This is a genomic window from Niabella aquatica, assembly GCF_054779315.1.
Genome location: NZ_BAAGYM010000038.1, coordinates 453,942 through 473,572, shown reverse-complemented (window position 1 = coordinate 473,572; position 19,631 = coordinate 453,942). Strand labels below are relative to the sequence as shown.

Annotated in this window: 20 protein-coding genes and 1 tRNA gene; 4 read left to right on the top strand and 17 right to left on the bottom strand. The window is 40.8% G+C overall.

Translation table 11 applies throughout. From position 1 onward, the window contains the following. Positions 1 to 21 precede the first annotated feature (21 nt). The 6 genes from ACYVBM_RS21745 to ACYVBM_RS21720 form a co-directional block, all read right to left on the bottom strand. Entirely contained in the window at positions 22 to 393 is a 372-nt protein-coding gene (locus tag ACYVBM_RS21745; RefSeq protein ID WP_460687807.1) for a response regulator, read from the bottom strand. 4 nt (positions 394 to 397) lie between these two features. Then, the gene (locus ACYVBM_RS21740) at positions 398 to 982 is read right to left on the bottom strand and encodes a chemotaxis protein CheB (protein ID WP_460687806.1); all 585 of its coding nucleotides are present in this window, start codon (positions 980 to 982) and stop codon (positions 398 to 400) included. Continuing rightward, positions 982 to 1,815, bottom strand: coding sequence for a CheR family methyltransferase (locus ACYVBM_RS21735; protein WP_460687805.1), 834 nt, complete (start codon positions 1,813 to 1,815; stop codon positions 982 to 984). Before ACYVBM_RS21735 ends, ACYVBM_RS21740 begins: the two co-directional genes overlap by 1 nt. Then, on the bottom strand, positions 1,815 to 2,186 hold the full coding sequence (locus ACYVBM_RS21730) for a response regulator (RefSeq protein WP_460687804.1): 372 nt from the start codon (positions 2,184 to 2,186) through the stop codon (positions 1,815 to 1,817). Before ACYVBM_RS21730 ends, ACYVBM_RS21735 begins: the two co-directional genes overlap by 1 nt. Before the next feature lie 15 nt (positions 2,187 to 2,201). Continuing rightward, positions 2,202 to 5,666, bottom strand: a complete 3,465-nt coding sequence (locus tag ACYVBM_RS21725) for a response regulator (protein WP_460687803.1) — start codon at positions 5,664 to 5,666, stop codon at positions 2,202 to 2,204. A 108-nt stretch (positions 5,667 to 5,774) separates the two neighbouring features. Beyond that, positions 5,775 to 7,244: an ATP-binding response regulator gene (locus tag ACYVBM_RS21720; RefSeq protein ID WP_460687802.1), complete on the bottom strand. Its 1,470-nt coding sequence runs from the start codon at positions 7,242 to 7,244 to the stop codon at positions 5,775 to 5,777. 318 nt (positions 7,245 to 7,562) lie between these two features. Between ACYVBM_RS21720 and ACYVBM_RS21715 the strand changes: the two genes are divergently transcribed. Beyond that, positions 7,563 to 8,183, top strand: a complete 621-nt coding sequence (locus tag ACYVBM_RS21715) for a hypothetical protein (RefSeq protein ID WP_460687801.1) — start codon at positions 7,563 to 7,565, stop codon at positions 8,181 to 8,183. A 48-nt stretch (positions 8,184 to 8,231) separates the two neighbouring features. Here the strand turns inward: ACYVBM_RS21715 and ACYVBM_RS21710 are convergent, their stop codons facing one another. The 9 genes from ACYVBM_RS21710 to ACYVBM_RS21670 all read right to left on the bottom strand — a co-directional run bounded on the left by ACYVBM_RS21710 (position 8,232) and on the right by ACYVBM_RS21670 (position 13,498). Further along, positions 8,232 to 9,227: a DNA topoisomerase IB gene (locus ACYVBM_RS21710; protein ID WP_460687800.1), complete on the bottom strand. Its 996-nt coding sequence runs from the start codon at positions 9,225 to 9,227 to the stop codon at positions 8,232 to 8,234. A gap of 54 nt (positions 9,228 to 9,281) precedes the next feature. Next, positions 9,282 to 9,452 carry a lmo0937 family membrane protein gene (locus ACYVBM_RS21705; protein ID WP_460687799.1) on the bottom strand — a complete coding sequence of 57 codons (171 nt, stop codon included), beginning with the start codon at positions 9,450 to 9,452 and terminating at the stop codon, positions 9,282 to 9,284. A 68-nt stretch (positions 9,453 to 9,520) separates the two neighbouring features. Continuing rightward, positions 9,521 to 9,625 (bottom strand): four-helix bundle copper-binding protein, encoded by a 105-nt coding sequence (locus ACYVBM_RS21700; RefSeq protein WP_460687851.1) that lies wholly within the window; start codon positions 9,623 to 9,625, stop codon positions 9,521 to 9,523. Positions 9,626 to 10,188: 563 nt separating this feature from the next. Beyond that, positions 10,189 to 10,464 (bottom strand): SemiSWEET family sugar transporter, encoded by a 276-nt coding sequence (locus ACYVBM_RS21695; protein ID WP_460687798.1) that lies wholly within the window; start codon positions 10,462 to 10,464, stop codon positions 10,189 to 10,191. A 323-nt stretch (positions 10,465 to 10,787) separates the two neighbouring features. Then, a tRNA-Ala gene (locus ACYVBM_RS21690) sits at positions 10,788 to 10,861 on the bottom strand. A gap of 61 nt (positions 10,862 to 10,922) precedes the next feature. Continuing rightward, positions 10,923 to 11,342: a hypothetical protein gene (locus tag ACYVBM_RS21685; RefSeq protein WP_460687797.1), complete on the bottom strand. Its 420-nt coding sequence runs from the start codon at positions 11,340 to 11,342 to the stop codon at positions 10,923 to 10,925. Then, entirely contained in the window at positions 11,335 to 11,673 is a 339-nt protein-coding gene (locus ACYVBM_RS21680; RefSeq protein WP_460687796.1) for a phage holin family protein, read from the bottom strand. The genes ACYVBM_RS21685 and ACYVBM_RS21680 overlap by 8 nt, the downstream gene beginning before the upstream one ends. A gap of 103 nt (positions 11,674 to 11,776) precedes the next feature. Further along, complete coding sequence (locus tag ACYVBM_RS21675) at positions 11,777 to 12,058, bottom strand: YtxH domain-containing protein (RefSeq protein ID WP_460687795.1); 282 nt, start codon at positions 12,056 to 12,058, stop codon at positions 11,777 to 11,779. A gap of 114 nt (positions 12,059 to 12,172) precedes the next feature. After that, complete coding sequence (locus ACYVBM_RS21670) at positions 12,173 to 13,498, bottom strand: citrate (Si)-synthase (protein WP_460687794.1); 1,326 nt, start codon at positions 13,496 to 13,498, stop codon at positions 12,173 to 12,175. Positions 13,499 to 13,818: 320 nt separating this feature from the next. Here ACYVBM_RS21670 and ACYVBM_RS21665 point away from each other — a divergent pair, with 320 nt between their 5' ends. Further along, entirely contained in the window at positions 13,819 to 14,922 is a 1,104-nt protein-coding gene (locus tag ACYVBM_RS21665) for an LptF/LptG family permease (RefSeq protein ID WP_460687793.1), read from the top strand. Positions 14,923 to 15,034: 112 nt separating this feature from the next. Here the strand turns inward: ACYVBM_RS21665 and tgt are convergent, their stop codons facing one another. Continuing rightward, positions 15,035 to 16,174, bottom strand: coding sequence for a tRNA guanosine(34) transglycosylase Tgt (tgt, locus tag ACYVBM_RS21660; protein WP_460687792.1), 1,140 nt, complete (start codon positions 16,172 to 16,174; stop codon positions 15,035 to 15,037). A gap of 41 nt (positions 16,175 to 16,215) precedes the next feature. Here tgt and ACYVBM_RS21655 point away from each other — a divergent pair, with 41 nt between their 5' ends. Then, a complete protein-coding gene (locus ACYVBM_RS21655; RefSeq protein WP_460687791.1) occupies positions 16,216 to 17,331 on the top strand; it encodes a glycosyltransferase in 1,116 nt (371 codons plus the stop codon). 271 nt (positions 17,332 to 17,602) lie between these two features. Here the strand turns inward: ACYVBM_RS21655 and ACYVBM_RS21650 are convergent, their stop codons facing one another. Then, the gene (locus ACYVBM_RS21650) at positions 17,603 to 19,045 is read right to left on the bottom strand and encodes an aminotransferase-like domain-containing protein (RefSeq protein WP_460687790.1); all 1,443 of its coding nucleotides are present in this window, start codon (positions 19,043 to 19,045) and stop codon (positions 17,603 to 17,605) included. Between the two features lie 89 nt (positions 19,046 to 19,134). On the opposite strand from ACYVBM_RS21650, the gene ACYVBM_RS21645 reads away from it, so the two are divergent. Beyond that, a complete protein-coding gene (locus ACYVBM_RS21645) occupies positions 19,135 to 19,581 on the top strand; it encodes a GNAT family N-acetyltransferase (protein ID WP_460687789.1) in 447 nt (148 codons plus the stop codon). Positions 19,582 to 19,631 lie beyond the last annotated feature (50 nt).

Below are 19,631 nucleotides of genomic sequence, written 5' to 3'. Positions count from 1 at the left end.
ACCATTCTTTTTGATAGCCCATTAGCATTCTGCCTGTAATAACTTAGCCACCTTATTTTCCAGGTCTTCCAGATTAAAGGGTTTGGCGAGGAAAGCCTGGGCATTGGCCTGCTCGGCAAGTGAACGTATCTCTCGGTTTGCAGAACAATAGATAACAGGAATATGTTTGCAGTCAGGATCAGCCTTCAGCATTTGTGTAGCCTTAAGCCCTCCAACCCCAGGTATCCAGTTGTCCATAATAATAATATCCGGATTCACCGACCTGGTTTTTTCAATAATATTGTCGGAGGTCTGGCTTAATTCTACGCGGTATCCTGAAGCTTCAAGAACAATTCTAAATATGTCCAGGATGTTAGCATCATCATCAAAAACAAGTACTGTTTTATGATTCATAAATCTATTGTTTAGTATTCAGCTGATTAATAAAATGAGCCATATTTTCAGGCGTTAATATTTGGTGTACTTTCATATGAAGCAATACCTGTTTAGGCATATAGTCTACTTCGGCAGTACGGGGGTCCTGCAAAAGCACTGTTCCTCCATACCCGGCCACATAACCCAATCCTTCCACGCCGTCGTTATTCGCTCCGGATAATAATAAAGCAGTAGTATTGGCTTTAAATATGTATGCTGCTGACCGGAAACTAACATCTATTGATGGCCTGGAATAATTGACCTTTTCTGAAAGATCTAATACGACCTCCGTCTTGTCCTCAAATAAAAGATGATAGTCGGCCGGGGCCAGATAGATGCGGCTGCGAGAAATGTTCAGTTTATCATATGCTTCAATAACAGGCAGGCTGCTGTAAGCGCTCAATAATTCTTGCAGGATGCCTTCATTACCTGCTTTTCTGTGTAAAACGATCACAACAGGGAAAGGAAGCTCTTTATCCAGGTAAGGCAGCAATTTTAAAAGCACCGAAATGCTGCCTGCGGAACCGCCGATCATCAATATTTCCGTTTGGTTGTAATTTTTTGTCATCAGGGTTCCGGACTGATTTTTTTCCATATTTTCTCGTTGTTCAACTGTTTGTATTTATGGTTAAGAAGAGAAAAACGGAGTGTTTCTTTTGCTCCCAGCGCAAGATAACCCAATGGCTGCAAGCTGTCATCAAATAATTTAAAAACACGGTTTTGAAGGTCCTTATCAAAATAAATGAGCACATTCCTGCACAGGATCAATTGAAATTCATTAAATGATGCATCAGATACCAGGTTATGGGTAGAAAAAATCATTTTGGTATTGAATTCGGAATGGAACCGGACCCGGTCATATAACGCAACATAATAGGATGAAAAATCTTTGCTGCCTCCGGACAGTATATAATTCTCAGCATATTGTTTCATAGGACCGACAGGGAAAATTCCTTTGGATGCTTTTTCCAGCACTCCCGGATTGATGTCGGTGGCATAAATAAGCGACCGGTCGTATAAACCCGCTTCTTTTAGCAGGATAGCCAGCGAATACACCTCTTCTCCTGTTGAACATCCTGCGATCCATATCCGTATAAAGGGATGGGTTCCCAATACCGGCAGTATATCTTTTCTTAATGTTTTATAGAAGTACGGGTCTCTGAACATCTCGGTAACATTCACTGTAATCTCTTCTATAAAATGGGGCAGATAAGATGCATCATTGACCAGCCTGTATCTCAGCTCTGCAAAGCTTGTAAACTTATCGATGATGCAGAGCCTGTTCAGGCGCCTTTTGATAGAAGCCCTGCTATATTGTGTAAAGTCATAGTCATATATGCTGGAAATATCATTCAGTAATATTTCCATCTCTATATCTTTAACAATATCCGGTTCCATCATTATAACCATTTTTCAATTACTGCGACCAGCTTATCAACATCTATCGGCTTTGCAATGTATTCATCAGCTCCGGCTTCCAAACATTTTTCTTTATCGCCATTCATTGCGTTTGCTGTAACAGCAATAACAGGTATAGCGGCATACCTTCCGGAAGAGCGGATCTTCCGTATTGTTTCATATCCGTCCATTTCAGGCATCATCATGTCCATTAATACCAACCCAATTCCCGGATCATTTTGCAACAACTGTAACCCTTCCCAAGCACTCTGGCAGGATATATAATTATAGTTCCTGGCTTTCAGCGTTAATTGCAGCGCAAATATATTACGGCTGTCGTCGTCAATAATCAAAATTGTTTTTACTTTATTCATTCTTCTTTTTCTACATTAATTTTCGTATAGCCAAACACGCAGCAGCGATAAAAGCTGATCTCTGTCTACCGGTTTGGAAATGTAATCTGATGCGCCTGACCGAATGCACTTTTCCCTGTCTCCTGTCATCGCTTTTGCAGTAATGGCAATAATAGGGATTCTGGCATGCTGTGGCATGCTCCTGATGCGCTGCATGGTCTCATACCCGTCCATTTCAGGCATCATTATATCCATCAGGATAGCCGAAATTTCAGGATGAAGGTGCAGCTGCTGCAAAGCTTCTTTGCCATCTGTGGCAGAAACTACTTTCATCTGATAATCTTCGAGGGTTTTTGTTATGGAGAAAATATTTCTCACATCATCATCGGCAATTAATATGGTTTTACCTTTCAATATTTCAACAAGAGATCCGGATTTAGTTACCTTCTTTTTCTCCGGTAATGTATGTTCTTCTACCAGGTGCAGGAACAATCCTACTTCATCAAGAATCCGCTGAAAAGAATGAGCCGTTTTAATAACAATTGAACCGGCATATTGCTTTATCCGCAATTCTTCTGCATGAGAAAGCTTATTTCCGGTAAAAATAATGATGGGCAGATCTTCCAGCCCGGGTTCGTGCTTAATAGCCTCTAATGTTTCATAGCCGGTTTTGTCAGGAACGCCCATATCCAGGATCACACAATTCACCCTGTCTGACAGTAAAGAGGTAATGCTGTCCTGTACATTATTTTTGATTTCTGATGCAATATTAAAGTTGCTGAGAAAGTAAGAAAGTGCCGTAGCGTGCTTGGCATTTTCTTCTACAATGAGCACTTTCCTGGGATTGGTGGTAAGCGCTTCTTCTATTTTTTTAAACACTTTTCCAAGCTCTTCCACAGCAACCGGCTTATTGATAAAATCAATCGCCCCTTTCATCAGGCTTTCTTTTTTTACCTGTATAGACGACATCACATGTACGGGTATATGCCGGGTTTTAGGGTTTTGCTTAATTTCGTCCATTACTTCCCAGCCGTTTTTTACCGGCAGCTGGATATCCAGCAAAATAGCAAGTGGCTGGTATTGTTCTGCGGCCTGCGCTGCCATATCTCCCCTTACAATAACAATTCCTTTATACCCCTGCTGGTTACTGAATTTTAAAAGAGCGCCGGCAAAGTGTATATCATCCTCGACGATCAATATCACTTTATCATTTGGATGAATATTGTTTCTGTCATCAGGAATCTCTTCTGGAATACCGGCAACGGTCCACTGCTGTTTTTCCTGTTCAGGTGGTATCGAATCATTCCTGCTTCCGGCTATAACACCAGGTTCGTTATCCGGCTTTACAGAAGCAGGAATAGTAAGGGTAAACGTACTGCCAACTTCCGGCCTACTTTCTACAGTTATTTCACCGCCAAGCAAACGGGCAAGCTCCCGGCTTATAGATAAGCCAAGTCCTGTACCGCCAAACTTGCGCCGGGTAGAGCCATCAGCCTGCTGGAAGGCCTCAAATATGATTTTCTGGTTCTCTTCACTAATACCGATACCTGTATCCCGGACAATAAACTGTACATCATCTGCAGCATCTGCATATTTTATGCTTAAAGAAACCCCGCCGTTTTGTGTGAATTTTATAGCATTGGAAAGCAGGTTACGCAGTACTTGCTCCAGCCGTTGCTTGTCAGTTACCAGGTTTTTACCTGCGCCTGCGGCAACATCAATCGTTAGATAAAGCCCTTTATTTCGGGCAAGCGGCTCGAACATGCTGAGCAGATCTTTTTCCAGCGCCTCCAGAGAAACATCATGGTAGTCGAGCTCCATTTTCCCTGCTTCGATCTTGGATAGATCAAGGATCTCATCAATCAGGCTCAACAGGCTGCTGCCGGAGCTTTGAATCACTTTTGCAGATTCTACCTGGTCCTCGTTCAGATTCTTGTCTGCATTTTCCGCCATGAGCCTGGATAATAACAGGATGGAATTTAAAGGAGTTCGCAACTCGTGAGACATATTGGCCAGGAATTCTGATTTGTATTTAGTACTTAATTCAAGCTCTTCTGCTTTTTTTTGTATTTCCCTGTTGCGAATGCTGATAAGCTCGTTCTTTTCTTCCAACATTTTTGAACGTTCTTCCAATTCCTGGTTAGACTGTAATAGTTCTTCCTGCTGTACACGCAGCTCTTCTTCAGAAGCCTGCAGTTTCTGGGTTTGCGCTTCCAGCTCGGTATTCAGATTTTCGAGTTCTGCATGCTGGGCCTGCAGCTCTTCGGCCTGCGACTGTGTTTCTTCCAGTAGCATTTGCACCTGCTTTCTTCTCCTGGCTGCCAGTATCTCAAGCGTAATGGCGTTGCAGGCATCCTGCAGAAAATTAATTTCCACATCCTTAAAGCTTTCTGAGCTGCCCAGCTCAATCACACCAATACAAAGCCCCTCCACATGCAGCGGGAGCCATAACAGATGGCTTATCCGGATCTGGCCGGTGGAGCAGGTGGTTACATAATCCGAACCGGATAAATTTTCAATTCTTTTTATTTTTTTACTTTCATATACCTGGCCTATAATGCCTTCGCCCGGGGCATATTGTTTTTTCATGTATGCCTCTAACGCATATGTACTTTGCAGCTGCAACAATTCATCATTTATAAGATAGAATGCTCCGTTCAAGTATTTTCCATAATTTACCAAATGCCTGAGTGTTTCGCGGCTCAAGATTTCTTCCGTTTTATTTCCTGCGGTCATTTCACTTAACTTAATCAAACCGCTCTGCCGCCATTCATTATCATTAATTTTTTCAAAAGAGCGCTGCAGAGAGATAGCCATTTCATTCAGCGAAGCTGCAATACTTCCAAGATCATCTTTTTGATCATCGGTTACCCTTACTGTATAATCGCCTGATGAAATTTTTTGAGCTATATGCTGAACTATATTGAGCCTTTTTGTAATGCCTTCATCTTTGTCTTTTAATGCACGCTGCATTTTTTCTCTCTGCTTGAATTCACTACGGATCTGTATATAAAAATAGATGGTAATTAATAAAGAAGCAATTGCAGCGCATATGATAAAAAGGGAAGTGGCATTTGAGCTGCGGTGCATTTGCTCACTAATCTTCTCAAGTATGACTGATTCTTCATTTGTAAAATGATCAATAAGCTTACGGCAGTTGTCCATATATTCTTTTCCATGCTCCAGTTCTTCTATGCTTATTGCTTTGCCCTCTTTTTTTGCATCAATAATTTCCTTCAGAGAGGTTAGCTGTTTGTTTACAATATGATCTAAGCTATCTATTTGCTGTATGTGATGTGTATTATTACGAACAAGGGAACGAACTTCTTTCAGCGAGAATGGCAGGGCACTTACACTATAATAATAGGGTTCAAGAAAGCTGCTCCTGCCCGTTAATAAATAACCCCGCTGGCCAGTTTCGGCATTTTGCAGATCGGTTAATATTTGATTTACCGATTGAATAAGCTGTTGGGTATGAATGACCTGGCTACGGGTAGCCATCTGCTTTTTTATACTAAGAAAGGATGCTGATGATGTTGACAGCAAAACGAAAAGTGAAAAACCAAATCCTATCTGTAATTTGCGAATAAGTTTTTTAGGCATATTGATTTAACTAAATGGTAAGGTAAAATAAAAGGTGGTTCCATGTTCGGGAGTACTTTCAACGCCGTAAGTTCCGTGATGTTGTTTGATTATTTCCGCACAAATATACAGGCCTATACCCAGCCCCTGAAATTCCACAGCCGATTCTTCGGCCCGGTAAAATTTGTCAAATACACGATCTTTCTTGTGTGCAGGAATGCCAATGCCAAAGTCCTGCACAGCTACATAAATATGATCATCTTTAACAGCGGTGTGCAATATGATTTTTTCAGCACCGGGAGCGTATTTTATAGCATTTGTAAAAAAATTGATCAACACCTGTTCAATACGTATAGCGTCTCCAATTATTTCTTTTGTTATTCGAGCCCCTTTTCTTTCTATATGAATCTTTGTATGACTGTTGGTGTTACCGATTGTTTCCACTACATTGTTAATTAATAGCTCTACATTGAATAGTTTTTTATTCATCTTGAGCTTACCATTTTCAATCTTGGATACATCCAGCAGGTCTGCAATCAAATTTTCCAGTTTACCAACCTGGTCATGCGCCCGGCTGATGTAAGAAGCCATAACACTGTCGGACTTTTTGCTTTCAATCCGCTCTAATAACTGTATGTAAGCCTTAATACTGGTTAAAGGTGTTTTAAGTTCATGACTGGCAATGCTTAAAAACTCATCTTTTTTACGCTCTTCCCGTTTTTGATCGTCAATATCAGTAAAAGTTCCTACCCAGCTTTTAACACCGGTTTTGCTTCTTATGGGCATTATACGCAGTAAATGATAACGATAGGTTGCCGAACGGATTTCCCTGATCCGCACTTCACACTCAAGAGGCTCCCCGTTTTTTATGGCATCTATCCATACATTTTCTATGCAAACGTCATCGGGATGCGTTTCAGGAAATTTATCCGCACTTTTGGAATATTGGAACCATTTACCATTGGCAAAAGTTATGCGTCCATCCATATCGGCCCGGAAAGCAATCTGAGGGAGGCTTTCTAAAGTAGAATTCAGGTCTTCTACTTTTTCTTTTAACTCCTGCTGCGCTTTTTTACGTATTTCGATTTCCTTTTCCAGTACTTTTTGAGCTTCATTAAGCGCCAGGGTTTGCTCATACAGGCGATGAAACGTAGTTACCTTTAAAAGCAGGATATCGGGATCAACCGGTTTGGTTATATAATCAATTCCTCCTGAAGCATAGCCCTTTGTAATAAATTTTTTTTCGGTATTAACAGCAGAAAGAAAAATTATGGGAATTTCTTTGGTTTTACTATACCCTGCCAAAGTCTCAGCCACTTCAAAGCCATCAATGCCGGGCATTTGCACGTCCAGAATAATTAAAGCATAATCATTTTTCAGTACTTTTCGCAGCGCTTCCTCTCCCGAAGTAGCTGTATCAACCTCAAAGTCCTGCGATTCCAGCAGCTTTTTCAAAGAAAAAATATTCCCGGGCTGATCATCAACTATTAAAACCATGAATAATTATTTATATTTTTTACAAGAGCTATCCATCGTTTTTGCAGGTCACAAAACCGTTTAAAGACAAAATCCGAAAATAGAAAAAAAAGAGAACTTTCTGATAATATTGACCATACAATCTTTTTAGAAATAATAAAGCCGATAGATTTTTACGATAAGAATTTTCTCAATATGCGCGTTTACCAGATGGACGCGATTAATGATCTGCACTGTTTCAACGCCGGCTAATTTGGTATAGTTTTAGAGCCAATTCACATTATTTACAAAATATCATCTACCACGGCTAAAAAGCCGGAAAACCCTATTCCAACCAATATGAAACCCAAGAAAATTCCCGGTGTTCCTAAACATACCAAAGGTGGCTATCACGACACCGAAAGCTGTAAATGCTTTGAACATGAAGAACGCGTTCTGGAGGAATTTGATTTATTAAAACAGCGGTTTTTCAACATCAATCACTGGAAGGAGTATGCCGGCAAAGGCAGCGCTGCCTTTTGTATGTATAACGTTGAAGGCAAACCTGCCGATAGAGCTCCTGTACAAGGTGATTATATCCGGATTGATATTCCCGCCCCCGGAAATATTGAGGCCAAAGGGTACGATTGGGTTCAGATAAAAAAAATCAGTAATGCATTTCCAAAAAAAACTGAAAAGGAGAACCTGCTGATAGAGTGCGCTCCGTCTATTGACCCTACCGGATCTGATCCTATAAATATCGCTCATTTTTACAACGAAGCGGCTACTTCCACTTTTATGATTTCGAGAAGCGAAAAATGTATCTATGCCGGTATTTATGGCAGGAACGAACAACCTAATTTTAAAAGAGCCAGCCTTCCGGATAAACTTAGAAACAGTATTATTGCTGTTGGAGGCATAATAGGATTCTCGAAAATGGAATGGAAGCCTTTGACAGAGGGACTGCTTTCATTTCAGTGAACAGCCCAATGCTGAAAATTGCTTGTAAGCAGAAATACTGCCTGATTTTTATTTTTCTTTATTCCATCTTCTTTTTAACAAACACAGCACCCCCAGCTCTTCTATCGAAAGCTTTTCATTTGTTTTGAGCAGCTTGTTGATTTCCCTTTTAAAATAGCTTAATGTTTTGCCTTGTATATAATTATCAATTATGCGCGGGTCAATATATGAGCTTCGGGCAATGGCGGGTGTATTTCCTAATTTTTCACTAACCCTGACTACAGCTTCACGGATATTTTTACTCACTCTTTTTTGCTCGCTGGCTTCTACAGCGCCTATTTCATCCAGCGCCATTGCAGCAATAACTGTTCCTGCCCATGTACGGAAATCCTTAGCCGAAAATTCTTCTCCCATTATTTCGCGGATGTATTCATTAAGATCATTACTCTTTACATCGTGAATATTTTCAGTTTCATCCACATATTTGAAAATTTCATACCCGGGCATCTCATCCAGCTCCTGTACAATTTTTGTAAGCCGTGCATCCAGTACATGCTTTTCCTGCTGCTGCCCCGACTTTCCTCTGTAAGAAAAAATCATTTCGTTGCCTACGATATCGAGGTGCTTACTTCGCAATGTGGTAAGGCCATAACTTTTATTTTCCTTAGCATAAAATTCATTACCCGGCCGGAAAAAAGCAGCTTCCAACAAGCGTACCATGGTAGCCAGTACCTTTTCGCGGCCGGGCTTTCGCTTTCGCAAATGCTGACCCGTTACACGGCGCATATGTTCCAGCTGAGCCGCAAAGCGAAGGATGCGATCAAATTTTTCCTGTTCCTGCTTTTTACGAAATTTGGTGTTATAAATATATTGTTTTCGTCCTTTTCCATCGAAGCCTGAAGCCCATATTTTAGCACGTGGTGAAGTATTAATCTCAACCTTTTCCCAAGCAGGAGGAATAACCAGTGATTTGAAATATACTTTCAATCCGGCATCCGTAACTATACAACCATCTGTATCGGTATATACAAAGCCCTTCCCTCTTTTATTTCTGTAATAGCGCATAATACAGCAGCTTTTCCTGATTATTTCACTTTATATTGTAATAGACCAAGCCTCTCAATCCAGTGGTTTACGGCCAGAAATAATATTGTATAGCACCACAATGATAGCTATAACTAACAGAATATGAATCAGGTTACCCATACCCATTCCACCACCTACGCCCATTAACCCTAATATCCAAACAATAATACATATAACGGCAACAAGCCATAATAAACTTCTCATGATTCTTTTTTTTAAATATTAAAAATATATTCTTGCTCTTTACGTGTAAGGTATCTGCTGTTATTAGTTTAGGCGACCATTGCCTGTTTACATTCATCGGCACATGCTTCACAGATTTTGGCACAGGCCTGGCAATGTTCGTGTGAGTGCTTACTACATTCTACCGCACACATCCTGCAAATTTCTTCGCACAACTGAAGGGCACCTTGTTCTGCTATTTCATGTTCCAGCAGTAAAGCTGTACTTCGGCAAACCGAAGAACAAACTATATCTGAACGGATGCATTCAGACAAGTGATGTACTTCTTCCTCTTTCAAACAGGCTGCAGCACAATAGTCGCAAGTGGCGGCGCATTGATTAAGCACACTAATTAATTGACTATGCATTTTATTGTTTTTATTTTAAAAATTCGATTGTACTATAGGCAAGATGCTGACAAGACAATCTGAACTTCCCTGAAAGAATGATAAATTAAAGCTGATTGCTGTGTTTTTTATCTTTCGCCTGATATCTTTTCAACATACATTTCAAATTTCCTGCCATTTCTGCACCGGGAATGCAGTACAGACGTATTCAATTTAATTTTTATCAAAGCAGTGATAGCAATTGCCATTGCTATAGCCCTTCCCCGTTTTCAAAGGTTCAGTATCTGCCGTATGTATGCCGTGAAAGAATATCAGCAAACAAAACATAAAAAATGGTCTTTTTTATAGACCGTCTCAATAAACGATTGAAATTACTTATGATTCAACTGCCTTCGTTTATACAAAAGATTTAAGGTCATTAATGAAATATTAATCACCAAAGAAATAGTATTGGCAGTAATAATAATGGGATCTTTCAACATTATTCCATAAACCACCCAAAATACCAGGCCAATTATAAGAATAATTAATACCCAATAAGAAATATCAGAAGCCTTCTTTTCTTTGATAGTTTTTATAAGCTGCGGAAGAAGTGATATTGCCGTGCAAGCGCTGGCAATAATACCAATAATTGTTATTGTTTGCATTTGTTAAAAATAATCTATATCCGCTTACATTAATGGAAGTTGCGGATCATACCTTTCGCTATGCAAATACTTCGTGAGCTTTAATGAGCATGCAGGAGTATAGATATTTTATAGCCTTTGTGCTGATACGAATACGATCTTTCAAACACACGGGGCCACAGAATACAAATTCTAAAGAAGTTTAATAAAAAAGATTGACTCTTCTTATTTTTTGGAAAGACCTATTCATACCCACGTTTACAAAAAAGACAGAAATTTCGGGTTGAATTTAAAACGGTTAAAAAAAGAGTTGCAGTGTTTACTGCAACTCACTGATTACCAGGTGGAGGATATCGGAGTCGAACCGACGACCTCTTGCATGCCATGCAAGCGCTCTAGCCAGCTGAGCTAATCCCCCTGCTCTTAAGCGAGGGCGAAATTAAAGGAAACGCACTATTTCTCCAACAACCGGCATTATTTTATTTTCCCGCATTTTTTTCTCCTGACAGATCAGGCATTTTTGCTGCACGTATCTTGCTTGCGGTACTCCTGAGCGCCTGTGCAATTTTTTTATCGGTTTTTACTCCCATCGTACGTACGGTTACTTCTCTAACAATAAAAGGAATAACAAGACGCGGTAACCAACCGGCACGCTTTAATAAAACTTTCCCTATCAAAAATTCGCTGGCCCGCCTGATCCCAAACTTCACAAGAGGATTAGTAGTACCGGACTGAAACATACTGCCAGCCTTTTTTTTAACACCGGAAAATGGGTTTATTTCCTGTTTGATAGCTTCAAAAGAATAACTGATTACGGCTTTGCTGGTTTTTAAACGTTCTTTAAGCCGCTTTTTTTCCGCCATCAGGTCGTCATAGTTATTAATTTCGGATTTAGTCATACATTTTGTTTATGATAATATTTCGTATGAAATTGATAATATTTTTTCTTAGTAATACTATTAAAAGCAATATAACCAGTAGGCCTCCTGCAACAATAAAGAAACCTGACACCTGACTATTTAATTGCTCTCCTATCCACCAGCTTAAACCAAGACAGCCAAAAAAGAGTGCAAAAAGCAATACGATAAAAAGGAACAGGGATATTAATAAAGATGCCCCCAGCTTACTTACTTTATCAGTAATGTTTACTACAGAGATCCTGTAATAGGTTTTTGCAATTTCTTCTATATTTTCTGCTATATCTTCTACCTTATCTTTTATTTCGAACATAGAAATACATTTATGCAGTTAAATAAAAAGGTTGCCTGCAATATCATCACAATACGATTATCATGAAAAATCTGCGGGCAACCCTTTTAAGTTAATTCAATAATTAACTCAATTTATTTTCATATTCATCAGTCAGATCAGAATAGGCATCCTGTGACTTACTTTTCACTTTTTTGAGTTTTTCTTTGGCTTTCTGAGAAAGATCAGATAAATTTTCTTTACCAGATTCTATAAGGCTCCCCAACGAATCGGCCCAGTCGTTTGTAGTATTTTTAATCCGCTTCCTTGTCTTCTTCCCTTCTTCTGTGTAAAACAATAAACCTATTGCTACGCCGGCTGCCGCAGCGCCCAAAATACCTAACAAAATCTTGTCCTTATTTTTCATAATTTAACTATTTTAGTATGAACGAATTAATTGTTTAAATTATGTACCCAAAAAATCGTACCAAAAAACTCCAGGAAACAAATAAATAATTATTTATCTGAAATAGTACCCCAATTAGTCGCCCAAATTTTGCACTTCTTTGTTCAACCAACGCTTTATGGCTGCTGTTGTTACAGATTTAGGCCTTTCCAAAGGCATGCCTAAGGCTCTGTCCCAACAAAGGCTCGAAAGCACACCCAATGCACGGCTTACTGCAAAAAGCACGGTGTAATATTCATACTCTACCATACCGTAATGTACTAATAATGCCCCGCTATGAGCATCTACATTAGGCCAGGGATTTTTTACCTTGCCCAGGCTCTCTAAAATTGGGGGTACTGTTTCGTAAATCCGCCAAACAGTGTTTACCAGGTGATCGTTGGGCATGTATTTTTTGCCAAACTCCATCTGGGCTGTAAAACGGGGATCTGTTTTACGTAATACCGCATGTCCATACCCCGGAACCACCTTACCTTCGGCCAGTGTTTTTTTCACATATTCCGCAATTTGCTCATTAGTGGGACTCTCTGTCTTGAGGTATTGCTGCATTTCAAATATCCATTTAATCACCTCCTGGTTGGCCAGGCCATGCAGCGGACCAGCCAGGCCGTTCATGCCTGCTGCATAACTCAGGTAAGGATCACTAAGCGCAGAACCTACCAGATGAGTGGTATGTGCCGATACATTACCGCCCTCATGGTCGGCATGTATCACCATATACAGGCGCATCAGGTCTTTAAATTCTTCACCCTCGTATCCCAGCATATGGGCGAAATTGCCTGCCCAGTCCAGCAGCCCGTCTGGTTGTACAGGCTTTCCATGTTTATATTTCCGATGATATACGTATGCCGCAATATGAGGGATGCGGGCGATCAGGTCCAGCGCATCTTCAAAAGTCGCAGCCCAATAGTCTTTCTTGCTCATCCCGTTTGCATATCTCCTGGCAAAATGGCTCTCACCCTGTAATGCCATTACACCCACCACAAACATTGTCATTGGATGTGTTTCTTTAGGAAGCGCGCTCATGGTGTCAAATACATAGATCGGCACATGGCTGCGACGCTGTATAATAGAAGTTAAATGTTCTACTTCTTCTTCGTTAGGTATTTCGCCGATCAGCATCAGGTAAAGCAACGCTTCCGGTAAAGGCTCGTTACCATTCTTTGCCTTTGGAAGTTTCTCCCGTAGCTCGTCAATTGAGTGCCTTCTGAACCGTATCCCTTCCTGGGCATCGAGCAACGAGGTTTCCGTGATCAGCGCCGTCATTCCTCTCATACCCTGATAAATCTGTGCGAGTGTGGTTTGCCCGATCACAGTGTCTCCATGTTCTTTTAATATAACCTTGATTTCTTCGCCCAACTTATCTGCCTGAGCTTTGAACTTTTGTTTCAGCGATTCCATAACACGTAAAAAAATTTGTTCTTGTTTAAAAGATAAGCATTTGCGCTAAAGATAATTAAAGCGAAATAGTTCAGCAAATTATATTATATATTTAACCGCAGGGTAATTACGGGAACGTTTGCGTGAATATTTTTGCTTTACCCCGCATTGAAATTCAGGATTTCCCTGCTGTAATAAAAGTATTCACTCCTCTCCGGCTGGGCATGTGCCTGTAGTTTTTGAGCCTGCTACACGCAAAACATCATAAACCTGTAAAATCATTCCTAAAATATATAGCATCCTGCTTTAAATCTTAAAATTCATCTATTTTTGGCGGCTGAATGAAAATACTCGACTGGTTCATATTAAAACGCCTGCTGGTAACCTTTGTTTTTTGCATGTTACTATTTACGGTAATTGCAGTGGCTGTTGACAGCAGCGAGAAAACAGACGACTTTGTAAAGACGGGCTTAAGCAACTGGGAAATTTTCAGGCAGTATTATATGGGATTTATTCCTTTTATCTGGAGCCTGCTATTTCCCCTGTTCGTATTTATTGCCGTAATATTTTTTACCAGTAAAATGGCAATGCGCAGTGAAGTGATCGCTATACTGGCCAGTGGCACTACGTTTAACAGATTCCTAAGACCTTATATCGCCGGGGGCATTCTTCTTGCCCTCGTTTTATTTGCGGGGAGGTTCTACTTTATCCCGAAGGCTAATGTGTTATATACTACCTTCATGCAGGAAAAGCTGGACAAGCACAACCCCTTAAAGAACAGGCAGGGGAACAGCTGTTTCAACTGTTTTTATAAAAGAATTGACAGCTCCTCTTATATGGGTGTAAAAAATTACCGGCCCGATACAAAGACCAGCGACATGTTCTTCATGGAACGTATAAAGAAAGGAAAAGTGGTTTATAACCTGAGGGCTGAATCAATAAAATGGGATACCACCGGCCAAAAAAGAAGATGGGTAGCTATTAAAGCCGTAGAACGTATTGTAGACAGCCTTGGCGAACGTGTAAAATTTTATGAGGAGAAAGTGGTAAAACTCAATATCCTGCCTTCGGAACTTATACGCGACGAATATCAAAAAGATAAGCTTACCACCCCTCAGCTACGAGATTTTATAAAGAAGGAAGAGCTGAGAGGCACTGAGGGCCTAAACAGCCTGAAAGTGGAATTATACAAACGTACTGCTACGCCCTTTACAGTTATATTGCTAACTATTATCGGCGCCGTTATTGCCTGCCGTAAAACACGCGGGGGAAGCGGGCTGCATCTTGCCCTTGGTATTTTAATAGCCGCTATATTTATTATAGCGGACCAGTTCTCCACCGTTTTTTCTGTAAAAGGAAATTTTTCCCCCTTCCTGGCGGCATGGCTACCGAATTTTGTTTTTTCACTGGTAGCTTTAAGATTATATTTTACTACGCCTAAGTAGCGGTCAGAAAACCATTGATAAAGGATCGTTGACAGGCAATGACCCATGCACCAGCACCACTGTCATCTGCCAGCTAAGAGTTGTCTACCCTCGTGGAATTTTTGCCGGCCTACTATAACCGGGCCTTCAGCCTCACGATCATTTCCGTTTTCCATTGAGCATAATCACCGTCAATAATATGCTTGCGTGCCTCTGCTACCAGCCACAGGTAAAAGCTAAGATTATGCACACTGGCAATGGTAAGCGCCAGCAGTTCCCCGGCTTTAAATAAATGCCTCAGGTAAGCCTTGGAATAATAACGGCTCATTTCACAGGGCAGCCCTTCATCGATAGGTGAAAAATCATATTCCCATTTCTTATTGTCAATATTAATTACTCCCTGTGTGGTAAACAGCATGGCATTACGGCCATTGCGTGTAGGCATTACACAATCAAACATATCAATACCCATACCAATACACTCCAGGATATTCCAGGGAGTGCCTACCCCCATTAAATAACGCGGTTTCTCTTTGGGTAAATGCTGGCAGCACCAGTCGCAGATCTCGTACATCACTGGTTCCGGCTCGCCAACACTTAGTCCGCCAATAGCATTACCCGGTGCATCTTTAGAAGCTATATGATCGCAGGATTGTTTCCTCAGATCCTTGTAAGTAGCCCCCTGCACAATAGGAAAAAGATTCTGGGTATATCCGTATTTATCAGGCGTAGAAAGAAACTGCTCCAAACACCTGTCCAGCCAGCGGTGGGTAAGCTCCATACTTTTATGCGCATAGGTATACTCGCTTCCACCAGGGGGGCATTCGTCAAAAGCCATGATGATATCTCCGCCGATGCTCCGCTGGATGTCCATCACTCTTTCAGGTGTAAATAAGTGCTTACTGCCATCTATATGCGACCGGAAGGTAACCCCTTCTTCTTTTATTTTCCTGGTTCCGGCTAATGAAAAAACCTGGAAGCCACCACTGTCTGTAAGAATAGGCTTATCCCAGTGGTTGAAGCGGTGCAACCCACCGGCTTTTTCCAGAACACTGGTGCCCGGCCTCAGGTATAAATGATACGTATTTCCCAGGATAATCCGGGCCTGTACATCATTTACCAGCTGCTGTTGTGTAACGCCCTTTACACTGCCCGCAGTTCCAACCGGCATGAAAACAGGAGTTTGTATAGAGCCGTGATCGGTGGTAATGACACCCGCACGGGCGTTAGAACTGATATCTGTGTGCTGTAAATCGAAGCTTAATCTTGCCATGTGAGCGCAAAAGTAACAAGTTAGGTAATATATTTGCTTCTATGCCTTTCACTATTACAACTATACTGTTTTATACTTTCGCTTTCGTCAGCTGCATTTTGGTATTGTACTACCTTTATTTTTTTGCAAGGTTAGCCTTTTATAAATCTCAGCATAAGGCGCCTGAGAATCCACCTTCCTTATCCATCATTGTTTGCGCCAGGAATGAAGAAAAGAACCTGGAACAAAATGTGCCGGTATTGCTGGAGCAGGAGTATAAAGCACCACATGAGCTGCTGATTGTAAACGACAATTCAGAGGATAATACCAAAATGATCATGCAATGGATGGCAAGAGAAAGAAAAGGATTGCAACTGATCAATATGGAGCGGGAAGCCAAACTGAATATTGGCAAGAAATACCCGCTATCTATAGGCATCAGGGAATCGAAATACAACCACCTGCTATTAACAGATGCAGATTGCGTACCCGCATCGAATCAATGGGCTGCCAAAATGCAAAGCGCCTTTGAGCCGGGCATTGAAATAGTATTAGGCTACGGCCCTTATGAAAAGAAGGAAGGCTGGCTGAACAGGATCATACGCTTTGAAACCTTTCACAGCGCCCTGCAATATTTGTCCTATGCACTGGCAGGGCTGGCTTATATGGGTGTAGGCAGAAACCTGAGCTATACCAAAGAATTATTTTCGAGGCATAAAGGCTTTGCCTCTATCAATCACCTGCCCGGCGGCGATGATGACCTGTTCATTAAGAAAGCAGCAACCACCCATAACACGGCCATCATGATTGATGCAGAGGCTCATACCATCAGCCAGCCTAAAAAAACATGGAGCGACTGGAGACGGCAAAAGACAAGGCATTACAGCACTTCCAAGTATTATAAGTTTCATCACAAATTTTTACTGGGCTTATACAGCTTTTCCCAATTTTTGTTTTACCCGCTGCTGATAACTGTGGCCATTCTATTCAGCTGGCAGGTTGCAGCAGGTGTATTCATTGTTAAATCTGCCATTCAATATATCGTGTTTTCTAAGGCCATGAAAAAGCTGAACGAAGCCGACCTTATAAAATGGATATTGGTAATGGACCTGTGGATGTTTTTTTATTACCTGCTCTTTGCTCATACGCTTTGGAAGAAGGAGAAGAGAGCCTGGTAATACGTTTATTTCTTTTACGGTAAAATATGTGTCACTTTTTACTATATGCACATCAGGATCTCTAAAATTTTTGATCTCCTGTCAAACATATAGATTAAAACGCTTGATTAGCGCTTTAAAAAACTATTTGCTATCTGAAAAGCCGGATGCAAAAATTGTAAGCGAAAATGCCCTGATTGACATTAATCACACTACCATATACACATACATGCGTACGCAAAAATCTTTTCAGAAAATTAAGCAGTTAATAAGTACATAACTCAACCGTTATTCATTCTAACCCTGCTTTCAAAGCCTCAACAGCCTGTATAAGTTCTGTTTTGTCCATAGATGCGAAACCCAACCGGAATGCATTTTGTTGTGCATACCACCTGATAATTTTAAACTGCGTATTGGCAGCAAGCCGGACGATAGAATAGCAGGGATTTAGTTTTACCCAGATAGCCATTCCGCCTGTTGGCAACGTATAAGAAACGGAGCCGCCTAATTTTTCTTTCAGCAACACATCTAAAAAGTCCCTGCGTTCGTGATAACATTTTTTTGATTTTTTCAGATGTCTTTTAAGTTCGCCCCCTTTTATCAATATAGCCAAAGCGTTCTGCATATAGCCATCGCCACCTACATCTATTATTTTTCTGAAAGCCGTACACTGTTCAATAAAATTTTTAGGAGCTACCATAAAACCGATACGCAAAGCAGGGTCTAATATCTTGGAAAAAGAGCCGATATAAATCACATTTCCGTTATGATTGCCACTTGCCAAAGGCAGGTAAGGCGAAGAGGTGTAATGATAATCATAGTCGTAATCATCTTCAATAATGGTAAATGAAAACTGTTTGGAAAGTTCCAATAATTTTACGCGCCTTTCCACGCTTAACGTTACGGTTGTAGGGTAATGATGATGCGGAATTACATACACGGCATCAATTTTTTTCTGTTTACAGATCCTCTCAATGGCATCTGCATCAATACCCTTGTCATCTTCGTTTACCTCGATGATTTTTGCTCCGGTTGCTTCAAAGGTTTTATTGGCAACAGGATAATTAGGCTTGCCCACGATGATTTTAGACGAATGCCCTAAAAGCAGTTGAGCAGACAAATAAATACTCATTTGTGCCCCGTGAGTAATCAGAATATTGTCAACCGAAATGTTTAGCCCCCTTGTTACCGACAGGTAATTCGCCAGTTCTTCCCGGAGTTTCAAAGTTCCCTGCGTTGTTCCGATACTTGCGTTTTTAATAGCATACTTTTTTGAAGTAAGCGAGCGGTATGTTTTCAATAAATCATCTATTGGCGATAATCGTACGTCGGGATGCCCGTCATCAATAACAATATCGGGATAAGAAGCCTCATTTTTGCTAATGGTATTTTCTTCGATAATCCTAAAAGGTACGTTCAGGTCATTTTCGTAAGATGTCAATACATTAGGTTCGCCCCATTTTTGAGGTTTCAGCAAAGGGATATGCCCCGAAACGGCGACATGCTTTCTTGGAACAATCATAATCCAGTCTTGTGCGTCCAGCTCCTCATAACCTGCAATTACGGTCTTGCGGTGTACACCCAGCGTTTTAGCCAATTCACGACTGCCTGGCAAATACGTCCCCGCTTTTAAGGTACCGTTTCTGATAGCATTAATGATTGAAACGGCGATCTGCCTGTAAACAGGAATTTTGCTTTGCTTATCTATAATGATGATGCGTTCGTAGGGTAACATTCTGGACTACCTTTTATCTATGAATTGGACTACAAAGATAGTCCTGCTGAAAATTAACTTTGCAATTTCAATAAAACTAATTTAAAGCAATGGAGTACCACATCAAAAAAGCAGGGCTGGAAGATTTAGATACAACAGCAGAATTATTTAACCGCTATCGGGTGTTTTATCGTCAGGCAGACGATTACGAAAAATGTAAAAAATTCATTAAAGAACGATTGGACAATGAGCAATCGCATATTTTTGTCTTGCACACAGGTAATAAAGCTGCCGGGTTTGTTCAGCTGTACAAACTTTATCATTACATTAAACTGGAGAAGCAATGGTTATTGAGTGATTTGTTTGTTCATCCCGACTACAGAGGCAAGGGGCTTTCGGTAGCATTAATAGACCGGGCAAAACAATGGTGCAATGAAACCGGAGCTTGCGGACTAATGCTTGAAACCGAAAAAACAAACGATATAGGCAACAAATTATATCCACGTTGCGGTTTTGAGTACGACGGGAATCACAATTATTACTATTGGTGGAAGTAACCAAAACGACGGACTAAATCGGTTCGCCTTTTTTCCTTAAATTGTTTGTA